Source organism: Methylobacterium sp. DB0501, from assembly GCF_011043735.1.
Taxonomy (GTDB): Bacteria; Pseudomonadota; Alphaproteobacteria; order Rhizobiales; family Beijerinckiaceae; genus Methylobacterium; species Methylobacterium alsaeris.
This window is the reverse complement of record NZ_JAAKGV010000025.1, coordinates 91,334-108,936: the sequence shown is the minus strand read 5'-3', so window position 1 is coordinate 108,936 and position 17,603 is coordinate 91,334. Positions and strand designations below refer to the sequence as shown.

The 17,603-nt window shown below is 69.2% G+C and carries 7 protein-coding genes and 2 pseudogenes; 4 read left to right on the top strand and 5 right to left on the bottom strand.

What is annotated here, in order from left to right:
• Positions 1-252 (bottom strand): annotated as a pseudogene (locus G4G93_RS29475) (IS30 family transposase); the annotation flags it as partial.
• Positions 253-310: 58 nt separating this feature from the next.
• On the opposite strand from G4G93_RS29475, the pseudogene G4G93_RS29470 reads away from it, so the two are divergent.
• The 4 genes and pseudogenes from G4G93_RS29470 to G4G93_RS29455 form a co-directional block, all read left to right on the top strand.
• A pseudogene (locus G4G93_RS29470) lies at positions 311-571 on the top strand (integrase core domain-containing protein); the annotation flags it as partial.
• 312 nt (positions 572-883) lie between these two features.
• On the top strand, positions 884-4,039 hold the full coding sequence (locus G4G93_RS29465; RefSeq protein WP_165090042.1) for an autotransporter domain-containing protein: 3,156 nt from the start codon (positions 884-886) through the stop codon (positions 4,037-4,039).
• 639 nt (positions 4,040-4,678) lie between these two features.
• On the top strand, positions 4,679-8,680 hold the full coding sequence (locus G4G93_RS29460; protein ID WP_165090039.1) for a Pls/PosA family non-ribosomal peptide synthetase: 4,002 nt from the start codon (positions 4,679-4,681) through the stop codon (positions 8,678-8,680).
• The gene (locus G4G93_RS29455) at positions 8,680-10,167 is read left to right on the top strand and encodes a carbohydrate porin (protein WP_165090037.1); all 1,488 of its coding nucleotides are present in this window, start codon (positions 8,680-8,682) and stop codon (positions 10,165-10,167) included. The genes G4G93_RS29460 and G4G93_RS29455 overlap by 1 nt, the downstream gene beginning before the upstream one ends.
• Positions 10,168-10,563: 396 nt before the next feature.
• Here the strand turns inward: G4G93_RS29455 and G4G93_RS29450 are convergent, their stop codons facing one another.
• The 4 genes from G4G93_RS29450 to G4G93_RS29435 all read right to left on the bottom strand — a co-directional run bounded on the left by G4G93_RS29450 (position 10,564) and on the right by G4G93_RS29435 (position 17,361).
• Positions 10,564-10,830, bottom strand: a complete 267-nt coding sequence (locus G4G93_RS29450; protein WP_165090034.1) for a hypothetical protein — start codon at positions 10,828-10,830, stop codon at positions 10,564-10,566.
• Between the two features lie 285 nt (positions 10,831-11,115).
• Entirely contained in the window at positions 11,116-13,983 is a 2,868-nt protein-coding gene (locus tag G4G93_RS29445) for an NHLP bacteriocin export ABC transporter permease/ATPase subunit (RefSeq protein WP_165090032.1), read from the bottom strand.
• Entirely contained in the window at positions 13,973-16,141 is a 2,169-nt protein-coding gene (locus G4G93_RS29440) for an NHLP family bacteriocin export ABC transporter peptidase/permease/ATPase subunit (protein WP_165090029.1), read from the bottom strand. Before G4G93_RS29440 ends, G4G93_RS29445 begins: the two co-directional genes overlap by 11 nt.
• 8 nt (positions 16,142-16,149) lie before the next feature.
• Positions 16,150-17,361: an NHLP bacteriocin system secretion protein gene (locus tag G4G93_RS29435; RefSeq protein WP_165090027.1), complete on the bottom strand. Its 1,212-nt coding sequence runs from the start codon at positions 17,359-17,361 to the stop codon at positions 16,150-16,152.
• Between the last annotated feature and the right edge of the window lie 242 nt (positions 17,362-17,603).

Below are 17,603 nucleotides of genomic sequence, written 5' to 3'. Positions count from 1 at the left end.
CGACAGATAGCGCGCCGAAGGAAGCTTGGATGACGGCGATAGATGGGTGGGCGCCATCCCGCCTGCCGTCCGGAACCACCGCGAGCCGAGCGGTGGCGAGATCCCGACCTTCATCGCTGCGTCCTCGCTCGAAAGACCTTGGGCGATGAACGCCCAGAACTCCCGCCGCGTCTCGCGTCGACCGACCCCGGGACGACCCGGTGACTGCAGCTTCTCCCGAAGGCATCGATCCGAACGTCGCCGACCTGCCATCACAACCGCCCTCCGCCAAGCCGTTGCGACGACCACTTGAATCCACCCAATACTTGGCTCGGGCATCGAGCCGTCGGTCGGCAGCGTCGGCGACTCTTACGACAACGCCTTGGCGGAGACGATCAACGGCTTGTTCAAGGCGGAGGTGATCCACCGGCGTGGCCCCTGGCGCTCCTTCGAGGCGGTCGAGTACGCCACCCTGGAGTGGGTCGACTGGTACAACCACCGTCGCCTCCTCGCGCCGATCGGCAACGTCCCTCCCGCCGAGGCCGAAGCGCGCTATCATACCCACGTCGGCGACCAAGCCATGGCCGCCTGACCCAAGACAATCAGCCTCCGAAAAACCCGGAGCGGTTCAAACGCTGTTCTGAGCCGAAAATGCTCAAATTGTTCGTGGAAACACAACAGAGAGTCCCGATGAACTCCACAGAATGCACGTCCTAGCTGTCTCGGTTCTGTGCAAGGCGCGCTACTGCCGACACGTTGAAGATTTTATGCTGTCGATATTTACGATTTGTTAACCATGTTTCTGCTTTTTTCCCCTTCGTAAGGGCCATCGCACCGCCGCCCGCAGGCGATCCGGCGTCCGGCCCCCTCCTTCTCCTGACCGCCTGGAACGGACCAGATCATCATGGCCGGCAAAACGTACCGCAGCGCTGTTCTTGCCGCTGCCATGACTGCCTTGCTGTCGAGCACGGCGTTGGCGGAGAGCCGCTACAGTTCACTGTGGAGCCTCGGTGACAGCCTGTCGGATGTCGGGCGCACCTACGGCCGGACGAAGTGGATCCCCTTCAAGAAGACCCCAAAGGGCGACCTCTACGACGACGGCCGGTTCTCGAACGGGAAGGTCTGGGTCGAGTACCTGAACAACATCAACGGCGCTGGGTCCTACAACGAGGATCGGAACCTCGCCTGGGGCGGCGCCACGGCCGGTTACACAATTAACACCCCCCTCGGAGCACTTATCCAGACAGTTAACCAGCAGAACAAAAATCTGATCGAAAAGATCAATGATCGTGGCAGCTTCTTAAGATTTTGGTCGAACGATTACGTCAACGAGGCGTCGAATTTTGGCAATAAGCCGTTATTTACCTTATGGATTGGCGGCAATAATTATCGACAGGAAGTCGAAGATTATAGCTGGACTCTCAATACGACGAAGCCGCTCGGCGACATCGACCTCGCAAAGGCGTCTCGGGCCCTGTTGGAGGACATCCCCGGGGAACTGATGAAGCTCAACGATGCCGTGCGCGGCCGGCGCGATATCGCCCAGTCGGGAGCCACCTACTACGTCAATACCGTTCCCAACATCGCGACCACGCCGAAGATCATTCAGTCCCACGCCGAGATCGCCGGGATGCTCGGCGCCGAGATCACCACGACCAACCGGCTTATCAAGGATAAACTGTACACGATGCAGGACGGCTTCGACGCCGCCCGCCGTGGCGAGCGCATCGTCGTCGTCGATGCCGCCGCGCTGCTGAAGGAGGTCCAGGCGCGTCCGGGTTCGTTCGGCTTCGTTTACGGTTCGACCAATTGCGTCAACGCGGAAACGGGTAATTACGTCGGTTCCTGCTCGGCCGGTACGGTGGGGGATTACCTGTTCTGGGATGAATTCCATCCCACGACCAAAGCCCACGCGATGATCGCCGACTACGCCTGGAAGACCGACCTCCTCGAGGCCGGCCTGCCGGCGCAGCTCGTCAATCCGTACGTCGCCAACATCGAACTGCGCGACCGCACCTTCGCAGGCCAGATCGCCGGTACCGGCAGCCTGATCAAGAGCGGCGAGTCGGTCCTGACGCTCGCCGGCCTCAACAGCTATGCAGGCGGCACACGGATCGACAACGGCACGATTCGCATCGGCAGCGATGCCAATCTCGGCGACCGCGCCGGCATGCTGACGCTCCAGGGCGGTGCGCTGCACACGACGCAGAGCATCACGATGAACCGCGACGTGGCGGTCAACGCCTCGGTCTCGAAGGGCGAGATCGGCGGCTCGGCTTTCGGCGCAACCTTCCGGACCGATGCCGGCACGGTGCTGACGCTCCGCGACAACACGCTTTCGGGCTCTGGTGACATCGCCAAGGCGGGCCTGGGCACCCTCGACATCCGCTCCGCTGTCGCCGATGCCCGCGCCCTCACGGCGGTCCAAGAGGGCATGCTCAAGATCAACAGCTCGACCCTCTACCGCTCGACCGAGGTCACGGTGGCGAAGGACGCCGTCCTGGGTGGCTCGGGCACCATTATCGGCACGGTGAAGAACCGGGGCACGCTGGCGCCGGGCAACTCCATTGGCACGCTCACCATCGACGGCAATTACGAGCAGACCGACAGCGGCCGCATCGTGATGGAGGTCGACACCAACCGGTTCGATGCGCTGCGGGTCAACGGCAACCTCACTGTCGGCGGCGAGATCGATCTCGCCTTCGATCCGACCGACAAGATCGCCAACCAGACCTTCACCTTCGCTTCGAGCGCCGGCACCACGAGCGGTCGCTTCGGGCAGGTGATCGACCTCAACCCGTTCCTGACCGAGACCATGACCTACGGTCCGGACAGCGTCTCGATGACCTTCAACCGAGACTTTGCGGCGCCGGCTCGCTCCGCCAACCAGCGGGCAGTTGCCGGCCACCTGAACCGTTCGTACTTGCTGCAGGCGCAGGGCGACCTCGACACCGTGTTCTTCGCCCTCGACCGGACCGCGACCGAGGCCGCCGGCGCCGCCGCGCTGCAATCGCTCTCGGGCGAAGCCATCGCCAACGCCACCGCGGCGGACGCGGTGCAGCGCGGGCAATTCGTGCGCTCCCTCGAGGACCGCATGGCGGACCGCCGGGCGGGCCGCGCGGACGTCCAGCCGGGGATCGGGATCGAGGGGACCTACACGGCGCTCGACCAGGCTCGCACGGGCGCGGCCCTGCGCACCGCCGCCGCCGGCCTCACCGGGTCGGCCGCCAAGCCGGGCGTGACCGAATTGTCGCTGTGGGCCCGGGCCCTCGGCGGTCCTGGCCGCATCGGCGGGCGCAACGGGTTCGATCTGACCCATGCGGGCGTCATGGTGGGTGCCGACAAGTTCCTCGACGGCGGCCTGATCGGCGCCAGCTTCGGCTATGCCGACGGGACCACCAAGGGCGTCGGGGGGCTGAACCGTAGCGGCGCCAGCGCTTACCAGGGCTCGCTCTACGGCTCGCTCGATTTCGGCCGGGCCTTCGTGGACGGCGTGGCGGCCTACACCTACGCCGATACGACGACCACCCGCGGCCTCACCTTCGGCGACCTGTCGCGGACAGCGGTCGGCCGCTACGGCAGCGACGACCTCAGCCTGGCCTTCAAGTTCGGAACGCGCCACCAGTTCGGCGCCCTCTACGCCGAGCCGAGCCTCGGCTTCGACTGGTACCGGTTGAGCCGGGACGGGTTCGCCGAGCGGAACGCCGGGTCGGCCGGTCTCTCCTCGCAAGCCACCACCCTCGACATCGTTCAGCCCTCGGTCGGCGTGCGGGTGACCGCCGACTTCGCCCATGACGGGATCCTGTTCAGCCCCGAGATCCGGGCGCGCTACTACCACAATGCCGGCGATACGCTCTCGCTCGTGAAGGCATCGCTGATCGGCGCGCCGGGCTCGGCCTTCACGACCTCGTTCGCCGGCATCGCCCGCGACACCGGTGTGGTCAGCGCCGGCCTGACCGCCCAGAAGGGCAACCTCCAGGTCTTCACCCGCTACGAGGCCGGCTTCGGCGCCAACCTGAGCGCGCACCTCTTCGCCGGCGGCCTGCGCTACACCTGGTGAACCGACGCCGAGGTAAGGTCCTGGCAAGCGCACCATCGTCCCGCATCGAGGCCGGGCCGGGGACCGATCCCTCGGCCCGGCCTCGTGCGTTCAGAGCTGACCGTGTCGGAAGGACACCGGGCGAACAGGTCGCGTCGGGGCTCATCCGCAACCCCGATGCACCAGTGTGCTCTGCAACGCTGTCGACGGGCCAAGGTCACTCCAAGATATAGAGACGAGAAGAGCCGCCGGCACGGCCCTCCTTTCCTCGCGCGGCATGGAGGGAGAGAACCTGGGTCGCGGGTGCCGTCGAGGCAGGCGCTCCAAGTGGGGGAACCGAACAAGTGGCGGAAACGACCAAGTGGCGGAACCGACAGGGCTCGAACCTGCGGCCTGCCCTCCGGGCGGAATCGCCCGTGCCGTTCTAGAGCAGCGCCCGATCACGCTGCCATCGGGCGCTGCTCTAGGTCTTTGATTTTGCCTCATTTTCTACGACAAACCTGTATCCACTTCGTCGGAAAATGCTCTAGCCACTTGGCCGGGAGAACGCGCGGACCACACCATCAGAGAGCCTCGACCCCGATCGCTAGAACTTCCTCAACGAGTCGAAGGCACATGGTCGTCGGACAATCCGGTTGCTGAGGGGCCGACCTCGTGAATATGCGTCCCGCTCTCGTCTATCGCAGCATCCTGCGCGGCCCGAAGGATTCCGCTTGTCGGCGCGACGAGTTGCTGCCGGAGCTCGTGTCGCGCTCGGCCGAGAGGCGGCCCGACCACGTCGCGATCGTCTTCGGCGAGAGCCGGCTCACCTATGCCGAGCTGGAAGCGGCGGCCGACCGGATCGCCCGGGCCCTGCGGGCGCGGGGGGCCGGCCCGGGCCGGTTCGTCGGCCTGTGGATGACCCGCTCGCTCGACCTGCACGTCGCGCTGCTCGGCATTCTCAAGAGCGGCGCCGCCTACATCCCGTTCGATGCCGAGGCGCCGCCCGAACGGGTCGGCGAGTGCCTGGACGATTGCGCGTCGGACCTCGTGGTGACCGACGCCGTCACCGCAGCGCGGCTCGACACAGCCCTGGCGCGTCGGGCGGTTCCGTTCGCCGCCCTCGCGGCCGGGGACGGCCCGGCGATCGACCTGCGCCGGGACGGCGTCACGCCGGCCCACCCGGCCTACGCGATCTACACCTCGGGCTCGACCGGCAAGCCCAAGGGCATCGTCATCAGCCACGCCAATATCTGCCACTACCTGCGCGCCGGCAACGCCGTCTACGGCATGACCGGCGACGACGTGTGCTTCCAGGGCGCCTCGGTCGCCTTCGACCTCTCCCTGGAAGAAATCTTCATCCCCTACCTCGTCGGCGCGACCCTGTGGGTCGCTTCGCCCGCCACGCTCAGCGAGGTCGATGCGCTGCCTGAGGTGATGCGGGCGGCGGGGATCACCGTCCTCGACACCGTCCCGACGCTGCTGGCGATGATGCCGGAGGACGTGCCCTCCCTGCGGATCATCATCCTCGGCGGCGAGGCCTGCCCGCCCTCGGTGCGGCAGCGCTGGTGCCGTCCGGGGCGCACCGTGTTCAACAGCTACGGGCCCACCGAGGCGACCGTGGTCGCCACTATCGACACGGTGACGCCGGACGCGCCCGTCACCATCGGCGTCCCGATCCCGAACTACAGCTGCTACGTCGTCGACGAGGGGCTGCAACTCGTCGCCCCCGGCGCGGAGGGCGAGCTCCTGATCGGCGGCCCCGGCATTGCCGAAGGTTACCTCGGCCGGCCCGACCTCACGGCCGAGAAGTTCATCGCCAACCCGTTCGACTCGGACGGGGACGACCCGGTCCTGTATCGCTCGGGCGACGCTGTCACCATCGACCCGGACGGCCGGCTCGTGTTCCACGGCCGCATCGACGATCAGGTCAAGCTGCGCGGCTTCCGCATCGAGCTCGGCGAGATCGAGGCGCGACTGTCGGGTCTCGCCGGCGTGTCCGGCGCGGCGGTGGTCCTGCGCCAGGATCACGGGATCGACCGGCTCGTCGCCTTCGTGGTGCCGGAGGCGGGCGTCGCCCTCGACCCGGCGGCCCTACGCGCCGCCCTCAAGGCGCAGCTGCCCCCTTACATGGTGCCGGCGCATCTCGAGGCGGTTCCGGCCCTGCCGCGGCTCACCTCGGGCAAGACCGACCGCAAGGCTCTGCGGGCGCGTCCCCTGGCGGCCGGGTCCGAGACCGAGAGCCAGGAGGAGCCGGGCAGCGCCACCGAGGCGGCGCTGCTGGCGGCCGCCCGGCCGCTCTTCCCGGGCCAGATTCTCGCCTTCGAGGCCGATTTCTTCAATGATCTCGGCGGCCACTCGCTGCTGGCCGCGCGCTTCCTCGCCGCGGTGCGCGAGACCCCGCATCTGGCGGGCCTGACGCTCGAGGACGTCTACGGCCTGCGCTCCTTACGGGCGATCGCCGCGCGCCTCGACGAGCGGAACGCCGCCTCGGGCAGCACGGTCGCCGCCGATCTCTCCTTCGCGCCGCCACCGCGGATGCGGCGGATCCTGTGCGGCCTCGCCCAGGCGGCGTGTCTGCCGTTCCTGCTCCTCGGCCGCCTGGGGCCGTGGCTGACGATCTTCGTCGCCTACGAGCTGATCACCACCGACGAGGTCATCAGCCCCGGCGAGGTGCTGATGCTGCTCGGCGTCTACGCTGCGGCGACCCTCGCGGTGACCGCGGCGGCGATCCTCGCCAAGCGGCTCGTGCTGTGGCGCACGGTGCCCGGGCGCTACCCGCTCTGGGGCACGTATTTCTTCCGCTGGTGGCTCGCCAAGCAATGCGTGAGCCTCACCCATCTCGACCGCATGCAGGGCACGCCGGTCGCCGCCTTCGCCCTGCGGCTCCTGGGGGCGCAGATCGGGCGCCGCAGCATCGTCAGCGGCTTCGAGGCCGGTGCGGTCGACCTCCTCACCGTCGGGGACGACGTGACGCTGGGGGCCAAGCTCGGCATCGCCAATGCTGAGGTGGTGGGCGACGAGCTGGTCATCGGCCCGGTCACGATCGGATCCTCGGCCTATATCGGCACGTCCTGCGTCATCGGTCACGACGTGACGATCGGTGACGGCGCGGAACTCACCGATCTGACGGCGATTCTGCCCGGGACCCGCGTCGAGGCCCTGGCGCAGTGGGACGGCGCCCCCGGCCGGCCGGTCGGCACGGTCGATCCCGCTGCCTGGCCGGCGCCCGCGCCGGAGCCGGCCCCGGCGGTGCAGGCTTTGCGCATCGCCTACTACACCCTTATGATCCTGGTCATGCCGGCGCTGGCTTTGCTGCCGATCTTCCCGGCCTTCTACCTGTTCGACCGCTACGACACCGTGCTCCAGGCTCTCGTCGGCATCGATTACCACTGGTACCTGCCGGTCCTGACCTGGCCGACCGCGATGCTCCTGGTGCTCGGCACTGCGCTCCTGGTGACGGCGATCCGCTGGTGCGTGCTGCCGCGGGTGAAGGACGGGACCTACTCGATCCATTCCGGGCTCTACCTGCGCAAATGGACGGTAGCGCTGGCCTGCGACGTGATGCTCGTTACGCTCAGCTCGCTGTTCTCCACCGTCTACATGCGCCGCTGGTACCGGCTGATGGGCGCCCGGATCGGCCGGGACACCGAGGTCGCGACCAACTTCTCCGGCCGCTTCGACGCGATCGAGATCGGCGACCAGTGCTTCGTCGCCGACGAGGTGGTGGTCGGCGACGAGGACATCCGCCGCGGCTGGATGACGGTCCGCAAGGTCCGCGTCGGATCGAAGGTCTTCCTCGGCAACGATTCGGTGCTGCCGCCCGGCTCCGTCGTCCCGGATGGCTGCCTGATCGGCATCAAGTCGAAGCCCCCGGCCGACGCCGCCATGGAGCCCGGCGAGATCCGGTTCGGCAGCCCGCCGATGCGCCTGCCGGTGCGCCAGCGTTTCGACGACGCCGCCACCGCCATGACCTTCAGGCCGTCGGCCGGGCGCCGGCTGCTGCGGGCCACGTTCGAGCTGTTCAGCGCCTCGATGCCCACGATGATGTTCATTACGCTGGGCACCTTCGCGGCCGAGTACGTGCTGTTCCCGGCCCTTGAGCACCAGAGCACGGGCGTGTTCCTCGCCCTCCTCGTCGCCACCGCCACCGGATGCGCGTTCATCCTCGCGGGCGTGGTGCTCGCCCTGAAATGGCTGGTGATTGGCGTGTACCGGCCCGGCAACCACGGCCTGTGGTCCTGGTGGGCCCTGCGCACCGAGGCGATGACCACGCTCTACTGGGGTACCGCGGGGGCGGTCCTGCTCGACGCCTTGCGCGGCACCCCGTTCCTGCCGGCCAGCCTGCGCCTGTTCGGGGCGAAGATCGGCACCGGCGTCTTCCTCGACAGCACCGACCTCACCGAGTTCGACTGCGTGCGGATCGGCGACCATGCGGCCGTGAACGCCACCGCCAACCTGCAGACCCATCTGTTCGAGGACCGGGTGATGAAGGTCGGGTCGATCGAACTCGGCCGGGGGGTGAGCGTCGGCGCGCTGACGACGGTCCTCTACGACACGCGGGTCGGGGATTTCGCCCGGCTCGGCCCGCTCACGATCGTGATGAAGGGCGAGGCGATTCCCGCCAACACCGAATGGGCCGGGGCCCCCGCCCGCCTGATGGTGCCCGGAGCGGCGGCGTAATGGCGCCGGATCGCCGAGGCACCCGTCCCTCCCCGCCCGCCAAGGCGGGACGCGGCCGGGCCCGCCTCCGGGTCGTGCTTCCCGTCGCCTGCCTCGCCCTCGGCCCGGCGGCGGGGCTCGCCCAGATCGTGCCGCCCGCCGCCGATCCGCCGGATACGCCCGAGAGGCCGGCCACGCGGCCGGCCACGCCCCGGGGCGCCCGGAGCGACGAGGATGCGGAGCGCCACGGTCCCCTGGCGGCCTGGGCGACGGAGACGGCGGCGCAGGGCCTGACCTTCGACATCAACGCCTACAGCTTCTTCTCCGCCAACCCGACCCTCGGCCTGCGCCCCGGCCGGCACTCGCATGCCGGCTACTTGGTGCTGAGCATGAATGCGGACCTGGAGCGGTTCACGGGTGTCGCGGGCGGTACGATCACCATCACGCAGAGCGTGTTCGGGCTGGTGCGCAACCTGCACATGGCCGACGCCATCGGCGACAGCGTGGTCGGCTACCAGCCGGCCTACAACCCGTTCCCGACGCGCCTGTCGCTGCTGACCTACCAGCAGCGCCTCCTCGACGACCGCCTGGTGGTCGAGATCGGCCGCACGCATCCGGACCGCTATTACGCCCTGCCGCCCTGCGGCACGACCGCCACCTGCTACCAGAGCCTGCTCGCCCTCAACGCCGGCTGGACGTCGAGCCTCTACGGCGTGTGGGGCGCCAATGCCGCCTACAAGCCGACGCCGTCGACCTATGTCCAGGCCGGGATCTTCAGCGTCAATCCCGACACCAACCGGCTCAGCGGCACTGAATGGGGCACCGAGCGGATCGCCGGCGCGACCGTGATGACGGAGGCCGGCTTCCAGACCGACTACGCCATCAGCCCCTATCCCGGCCGGGTCTCGCTCACCGGCTTCGTCAACACCGCCGATCACGACGACAGCATCCGGACGATCGCCGGCCTGGCGGAGGGTCTCGGCGAGGCCGGGGTGGCGTTCCGGCGATCGGGCACGTCGGGCGTGGTGCTGACGGCGAGCAAGACGGTGTGGCGCGCGGATGGCGGCGCGGATGCGCAGGCCCGCAACCCGACGGCGCTGACCGTCTATTCGAGCACGGGTCTCGCCCTCGACACGACGGTGCCGGTCCGCTTCCACAGCTTCGCGGGATTGCTGCTCTCGGGCCCCGATCGGGATCGCCCCGACGACACCTACGGATTCCGGCTCGGCTGGCAGCAGCTGAACCCGGCCTTCGCGGCGTTCCTGGGCGAGGCCAGCAGGGTCTCGGGCGGGAGCGGGCAGGCCTATCCCCGGGACAAGCTCGTGTTCGAGGCCAATGCCCGGTTCGAGCTGGGCCAGGGCATCGGGTTCGAGCCGGTGATCCAGTACGTGGTCAATGCGGACTCGTTCTACGAGCCCTACACCGCCCGCCGGGCGCGGGACGGGGTCTTCGTCGGTGCGGCGCTGGTTGTGCCGCTTGGAACCATGCTGGGCTTGACGGCGGAGTAGAGCCGGCGTCAGGCGGCACGCTCGGTCGTCATCGCGGACAGGCGGCGGTCGCTGACGGATGAGGCGATCGATCGCGTCTCGCGTGAGCCTTCATACTGGGAGCCTGTTGGATCGATCTCTACAGATTTCGAACCCACTGTGTCATTCCGGTGCCGTTTAGCGGAGCCCGCCGGAAGCCAGAACCACGAATGGGTCAGGATGAAGCGAATCTCGTTCCGCTTCATCCTCCACCACTTGAGTTTATGGCTTCCGGGCTCCGCTGCGCGGCCCCGGAATGACCAAGAGGATACGAATACCGTCGATCAGGTCAAACAGGCTCTGGGTACCATGCAGCCTTGTGATACGGTGTCAGCCGGGAGCGGTCCGAGCGACCGCATCATATCGCGGAGCTTTGCATCAGAACGTGGCGTCGAGAGTCTTCACCAGGTTGTTGTTGCGGTCGTAATAATTCGCCTTTCCGCCATCCACGTATTCCTTGCGGTGCGAAAGGGTATATTTGTCTGATTTGTTGCCTTCCTTGGCCCAGCCATCGTAAACCCAGTGTCCCGATTTTCCCTGGCGCCAAGCGCCGCCCTGCTCGAGACCACCCGTCACGGTTGCGAGATCCGCATCGGACAGGCTGTGATCGTCGGCCGACATCTGAACGGTCGTGCTCTCAGTCATGACTGACTCCCTGACCTTATCACATCCGGACGATCGCCTTGGGCAATCGCGGCGGATTCCAGCTTCGTTCGGGCGCCGCGTTGCCTCGGAGAAACCGGGTCCGAATTGAACCATCCGGAGCCCGCTTCGGTCATGTCGTCAGCGCCTGACGACAGATGTAGGGCAGCTTTATTACTTGAATGTTGCGTTGCCGACCCTGCGTGAAGCGCCGAACGCCAACACGATGACAGTGGTTAATCGTGCCTTCGACGCAATCGTAAAATTGTCAGCTTCGCGATATCGATCTTACGCGATCTGCCGGACCGCCAGGGTGGAGAACAGGCCGCCGCGCTCCAGCAACTCGCGGTAGCGGCCCTCCTCGACGACGCGACCGGCCTCGAGCACGTAGATCCGGTCGGCCTTCTGCACGGTCGAGAGCCGGTGGGCGACGACGATGCGGGTGGCGTCGAGGCGCTCCAGCCCCTCAGAGACGATCTGCTGGGTACGGTTGTCGAGCGCGCTCGTCGCCTCGTCGAACAACAGGATGCGGGGCTGCCGCACCACGGCGCGGGCGATCAGGAGGCGCTGGCGCTGCCCGCCCGAGAGGAGACCGCCATCCTCCCCCACGAAGGTCTGCATGCCCATCGGCATCGCCTGGATGTCGTGGTCGAGCCCGGCGAGGCGCGCGGCCTCCCAGGCCTCGGCCTCGGTTAGGGCCGCGCCGTTGAGGATGCTCTCCAGCAGGGTGCTTCCGGTGACGCGGCTCGATTGGAGCACGACGCCCATCTGCCGGCGCACGGCCCGCAGGTCGAGGCCAGCCAGGTCGCGGTCATCGAAGAACACCGAGCCGCCCTGCGGCCGCTCGAAGCCCAAGAGGAGCCGCATCAGGGTCGACTTGCCCGAACCGGACGGGCCGACGATGCCGACGAACTCCCCGGGCCGCGCGACGATCGACACGCCGTCGAGAATCGCCGGTCCCTCAACATGATAGCGGAACCCGACATCGGCCAGTTCGATGCCGCCGTGAAGCATGGGGGCCGGGCCGCGCCGGCCGAGGCTCTCCGGCACGGCGGCCAGGATCGGCCCGGCGCGCTCGGAGAGCGGCCGCAGGGCGAGAAGGGCCGGCAGAGCCGCTCCGAGCGCGAGCGTCGCGGCCATGAACTGCCCGTAGGCGGCGTTGAAGGCGATGAAGCCGCCGATCCCGATATCGAGGCCGCCTAAGCCGACGATGCCGATCATCAGGGCGGTCGCGGCGATGCCGAAGGCGGAGCCGAAGGCCGAGTACCCGGCCAGCAGACGGCTCTGGCGCATCTCCAGGGCCCGGCGCTCGACGAAGAGCGGCGCCCACCTGGCAAAGCCCCGCGCCTCCGCGCCCGCGACCTTGAGCTTGGCGATGCCCTGGATGAGCTGGAGCGACACCGCCTGGAGCCGCCCGTCTATGTCCAGCATGCGGCGCTTCCAGCCGACGAGGCGCAGGTTCACCGCCGTCATGACGGCGAGCTGGACGAGGGCGAGCGCCAGCGCGACCCCGGCGAGGCGCCAGTCGTAGGAGAGGATCAGCGCGAGGCTGGAGACCGAGAACGCCGCGGAGAGCACGGTCCCGATCACCGTGCCGCCGACCGCGTCGCGCATCTGGTTGATCGCATCGGCCCGGAGGGCCATGTCGCCCGCGGCGTGACCGCGGAAGAAGCCGGCGGGCAGGCGCAGCAGCCGGTCCCACACCGCCCCCTCCAGGTCGGTGTTGAGCAGCGTGGCGACGCGCAGGAGCAGGAAACCCCGGACGAGTTCGAACACGATCCCGCCGAGCCCGAGCGCCGCGATCCCGGCGACGAGCTGGACGAGTTCCGGGCGCGAGGAGGCCGGAATGACCGTCTCGAACAGGATGTTGGTGGCCACCGGCAGGGCGAGGCCGAGCAGGCTGCCGGCGAGCCCGATCGCCAGCACCGCCAGGACTCCCGGCCGGGCGAGCGGCACCGCGAAGCGCAGCAGGCCGCGTCCGTCGATGGGCGTGTCGGGCAGGCGCCGCTGGAGCACGTAGCCGTGCCCGGCCAGCCCGGCGGCCTCGCGGTGTCCGACGCCGCGGAGGCGTCCGGCCTCCCGCAGGCGGTAGCCGCCGCGCCATCCCGTGCCGGCGATCAGCGCCACCGGCGTGCCGTCGTGGCGAAAGCCGAGCACCGGTTGGCTGCCCCGGCTCCACCAGCCCGGCTTCAGCCGGATCCGGCGCGGGTGCAGCCCGGCCCAGGCCGCGAGATCGGCGATCCGCCGCTCGACCGTGGGCGGCTCGTCCGTCGCGACGTCGTCCGAGAAGTCTGGCGGCGGTTCGCCGGGCAGGGTCGCGGCGCCCGCCTCGGCGACGGCTCGGAAGGCCACCAAGAGGGAGGCCTCTCCGGGGGAGGTTTCTCCGGGGGCGCCTGCCCCGGCGGAGGCGACCAGCGGCGCGACGATGGCGGCGAGAACCGACCGGTCGCGCGCCGCCTTGCCACCGATCAAGGCAGCCTCGGCCGCCTCGCACGAGGCCTCCGCCGCGGCCAGGGCCGCCGCGAGTCGCGCCTGATGCCCGACGACTGCACCCGCGAGTTCCCCCGTGACGGCGAGGGCCGCGCTCGACCGGCCGAGAATCCGTGCGCCCTCCCCGCTCGCGACGCCACCGGCCGAGGCTGCGACCGCGGCGGGGAGATCGCCCAGACGACAGGGATCGGCGCCCGGAAAGCCGGGGTGAACGGTTCCGGCCGTCACCGAGATCCAGAGCAACCCGCGTTCGGGCCGCCCGGGGACCCCCGGATCGAGCCGGCCGGCGCCCTCGCCGAGAATGGCCGGCCGTCCCGGGACCGGTTCGGCGAGGGTGTGCAGCGTGCGCCCGATCCACGCCTCCGTGGCGGCGATCGCCTCGGGGCTGGGGGCGTCGAGCCGGCCGAGAAAGACGTCCGGCTCGAAGGTCGAGAGCCTGGCACCGGGCGCCGGGAGGGCCAGGAGGCGCACCATCCGGTCGGTGGGTGGGAGAGGCAGCGCGATCTCGCCCGCGGCTAGCGTGAGGAGGTGGCGGCGGCGTCCGGCCCGCCCGGGATGGTCGAGGTAGAGGTCGGCCGTGCCGGTCTCGACCCTCAGGCCCCGATCGACGAGCGGCACGGCCTCGTCGGCGGTGCCGGCGATCCGTTCGGGAAAATCAAGCAGCACGGATCAGCTCCGCATAGGGACCGGCCTGGCCGTCGAGCGTGCCGTGCGTGCCGCGCTCGACGATGCGGCCGCGGTCGATGACCAGGATCTCGTCGCAGTCGCGGATCGCGCTGAGCCGGTGGGTGACCAGGATCAGGGTGCAGCCGCGGCGGCGCAGGTTGTCGAGGATCCGGGCCTCGATCACGGCGTCGAGGGCGCTGGTCGCCTCGTCGAGCACGAGGATGCTGGGCTCGAGCGCCAGGGCCCGGGCGATCTCCAGGCGCTGCGCCTGCCCGCCCGACCAGTTGGCGCCGCCTTCGCTGATCGGCGCGTCGTAGCCGCCGGGACGGGCCGCGATCACGTCGTGGATCTCGGCGTCCCGAGCCGCCGCGACGATCGCGGCATCGCCGATCCGCGGGTCCCACAGGGAGAGGTTGTCGCGCACGCTCCCCTCCATCAGGACGATTGTCTGGTCGACATAGGCGATCGAGGCGCAGCGCACGCCCTCCGGAACCTCCGCGGCGGGCAGGCCGTCGAAGCGGATGGTGCCCGCCCAGGGCTCGGCGAGCCCGACGATCAGGCGCGCGATCGTCGACTTGCCGCTGCCGGAGGGACCGACCAGCGCGATGCGGGCGCCCGGGGGAACCGCCAGGGAGACGTCCTCGACGAGGGGCGGATCGAGGGGATTGTAGCCGAAGGCGACGGTCTCGATCGCGACAGCGCCCGACAGGCGCCGCAGCGGCAGCACCGCCGCTCCGCCATCGGGCATGACCTTGCGGTCGAGGGGAGAGCGCAGCACGTCGTCGACCCGCTCCATCGCGACGCGCAGCTCGCGCATCCCGGAAGCGACTCCGACGAGGCCGTTCACCTGCGACAGGAAGCTCGCCAGCACGGACTGGAACGCCGCCAGGGTGCCGACGGTGATCAGGCCGTCCATGGCGCGCGCACCTCCGACGCCGAGGATCGCCGCCACGGTGAGCGCCCCGAGGGCCGACGGGACGAGGCCCAGCAGCTGGAGCGGGACCTGCATCCGGTGCACCGCGTTCATGGTCCGCGCCTGGGCCTGGGCCCAGCGGTTCAGGAACTCGTCCTCGGAGGCGGTCGCCTTCAGTGTCTCGATCGATTGGATGCCGGTGATCGACAGGCTGCCGAGCTTCGCCTGCTCGCGCATCACCGCGCGCGCCGCATCCTCCTGACGCCGTGCGGTCCACTGGATGAACGCGACGTTGACCAGGGCGAAGCCGAGCCCGATCGCCGCCAGGACCGGGTCGTAGAGGGCCATCAGGCCGCCATAGAACAGGGTCGCGAGCCCGGTCACCAGCAGGGCCGAGACCTGGCTGCCAATCAGGTCGCAGGCCCGCTCGGTCGTCGCCAGCCGGCTCGCGACGTCGCCCGCATGGCGCTGCGCGAAGAAGCCCGGCTGGAGCCGCAGCAGGTGCCAGGTCAGGCGCAGGCCGAGCGTCACCCCGAGTTTCCATTGCAGCCGCGCCAGGATGGTGCCCTGGAGCCAGCCGAGAAGGCCGCTCAGCAGGGCCGCGAAGGCGAGGCCGAGGAGCAACGGACGGATCCAGTCGGTCAGGTGATCGAGCAGGATGTCGTCGACGAAGATCTTGGTCGCGGCCGGCACGAAAATCCTGGGGACCAGAGCCGCCGCGCCGGCGAGCACCAGGAAGGCGACGGAGCCGCGGGAGCCGGCGAGCCCGTCGCGCACCGACCGCCAGGCATTCGGGCGCAGGCCCGCGCGCTCGAAGCCGGGACCCGGCGTCATCGTCAGCATCACGCCCGTGAAGGCGCGGTCGAACTCCGCGTGCGTGACCGTGCGCGGGCCGGTCGCCGGATCGTTGAGGTGGACGACGTTGCGGCCCACCCCCTCCAGCACCACGAAGTGATTGAACTCCCAGAACAGGATCGCGGGCAGCGGCTTGCCGGCGAGCTTGGACGGCTCGGTGCGCCAGCCCTCGGCTGTGAGCCCGTAGGTGCGGGCCGCCCGCACGATGCTGCGCGCCTTGCTGCCGTCCCGGGAGACGCCGCAGGCGCGCCGCAGCTCCTCCAGGGGGACCCATCGCCCGTGGTGGGCCAGCACCATCGCGAGGCAGGCCGCCCCGCACTCGACGGCTTCCATCTGGAGGATCGTCGGCACCCGGGTGCGTGCCGTGCGGGGGAAGCGTGTGATGCTCATTCGCTGGTTCACACGCCCGCGAGCCGGCGCAGGGCCGGGACGAACAGGCTGATCGGGGGGCCGGATTTCACCGTGACCTGCCCCTCCACCAGGGTGGTCGAGGCCAGTGCGACCTCCTCGCCGCGCTGCGAGGTCCAGGCGTAGCTGCCGGCGCCGGCCGCACCGGGCTTGATCCGCACGACGAGCTGGAGCGGCGGGCCGCCGCGGGTGAACAGGCGGGCGAGGTCGGGATTGCCGAGGCGATGGGCGATGGCGCTCTCGTTCTCGGGGCTCTCGTCGACCTGGATGACGGTGCCGAGGAGCGCTCCGTATTCCTCCTTCTTGGCGGTGGAGGGCGACAGACGCACCTCCATGCCGAGCTTGACCGCCTTGCCGCTGTCGGCCGGCACGTAGAGCAGGGCGTCGAGGCGCGGACCGCCCTGCTCGATCACCATCAGCTTCTGGCCGGCTGCGACGAGGGCCTGGTCACCGGCCTCGTTGGTGGTGACGATGCCGTCGGCCCGCGCCACGATGGTGGTCGCGAGGCGCTCGCTCAGATGCGCCTGCGCGCGCTGCCCCTCGGCGTCGCGGATCTGGCGGTCCATCGCCGCGAGATCCTGGTCGGACCGATGGCGGAGGGAGAGGAGCGCGGCCTCGAGCGAGAGCAGCTCCGTGCGGGCCCGCGAGATCGATTCCCGCGCCGCGAACATCCGCTCGCGGGCCTCGATCACCCGGTCGGACTGCGTCAGGCCCTTCGCGAGCAGCTGCTCGCGATGCTCCAGCAGCACGACCAGTTCGCGCAGCCGCGCCTCGCCGAGGTCGATCGTCTCCTGCAGCGCCTCGCGCTTGCGCTGCGCCGCCGCCTTCTCCTTGTCGATCTGGTCCTCGAGCCGTTCGGCGAGGGCCGCGCGCTGGACCGCGAGCTGGTTGACCCGTCCGTCGATGTCGGCGAGCCGGGCGGCGTCCTCCGGCGCGCTGAGCCGGGCGAGGAGATCGCCCCTCTTCACGGTGTCGCCGCGCTGGCGGTAGCTCTCGATCCAGCCGGATTTGGGGGCATGGACGCTGACGAAGGCCCCGTCGGCCGGCACGAGCAGGCCCTGTCCGCTGACGGTCGTGCGATAGCTGCCGAAGACCGACCACCCGAGGCAGCCGCCGATGATGATGAGGGCCGTGCCCAGGGCAGCCCACGCGAGCGGCGAGGTGACGTGCACCATCTCGTCGAGCTGATCGGGACCTGCCACGCCGGCCAACGCTTCCTGACGGTAAAGGGGTAGCGGCATCGATCGTCCGGCGCGATTGTAAGCTTACATCATGTCTTGTCACATTCATTTACTAAAAAATAGTTAGTTGATTTTCCGTTCACCACCTCTTCAAAAAACGATGAACCAAATTATTTACTGATGATGAACATACTCGCGAAGGATTTCCGCTGCAGAGACACCCGCGATCACGACGCTTCGATGGCTCAGCCGATCCGGCGGGC

Bases quoted from the DNA above. Each gene is read 5' to 3' on its own strand.
- G4G93_RS29465 (WP_165090042.1), top strand. From the start codon at position 884: ATGGCCGGCAAAACGTACCGCAGCGCTGTTCTTGCCGCTGCCATGACT.
- G4G93_RS29460 (WP_165090039.1), top strand. From the start codon at position 4,679: ATGCGTCCCGCTCTCGTCTATCGCAGCATCCTGCGCGGCCCGAAGGAT.
- G4G93_RS29455 (WP_165090037.1), top strand. From the start codon at position 8,680: ATGGCGCCGGATCGCCGAGGCACCCGTCCCTCCCCGCCCGCCAAGGCG.
- G4G93_RS29450 (WP_165090034.1), bottom strand. From the start codon at position 10,830: ATGACTGAGAGCACGACCGTTCAGATGTCGGCCGACGATCACAGCCTG.
- G4G93_RS29440 (WP_165090029.1), bottom strand. From the start codon at position 16,141: ATGAGCATCACACGCTTCCCCCGCACGGCACGCACCCGGGTGCCGACG.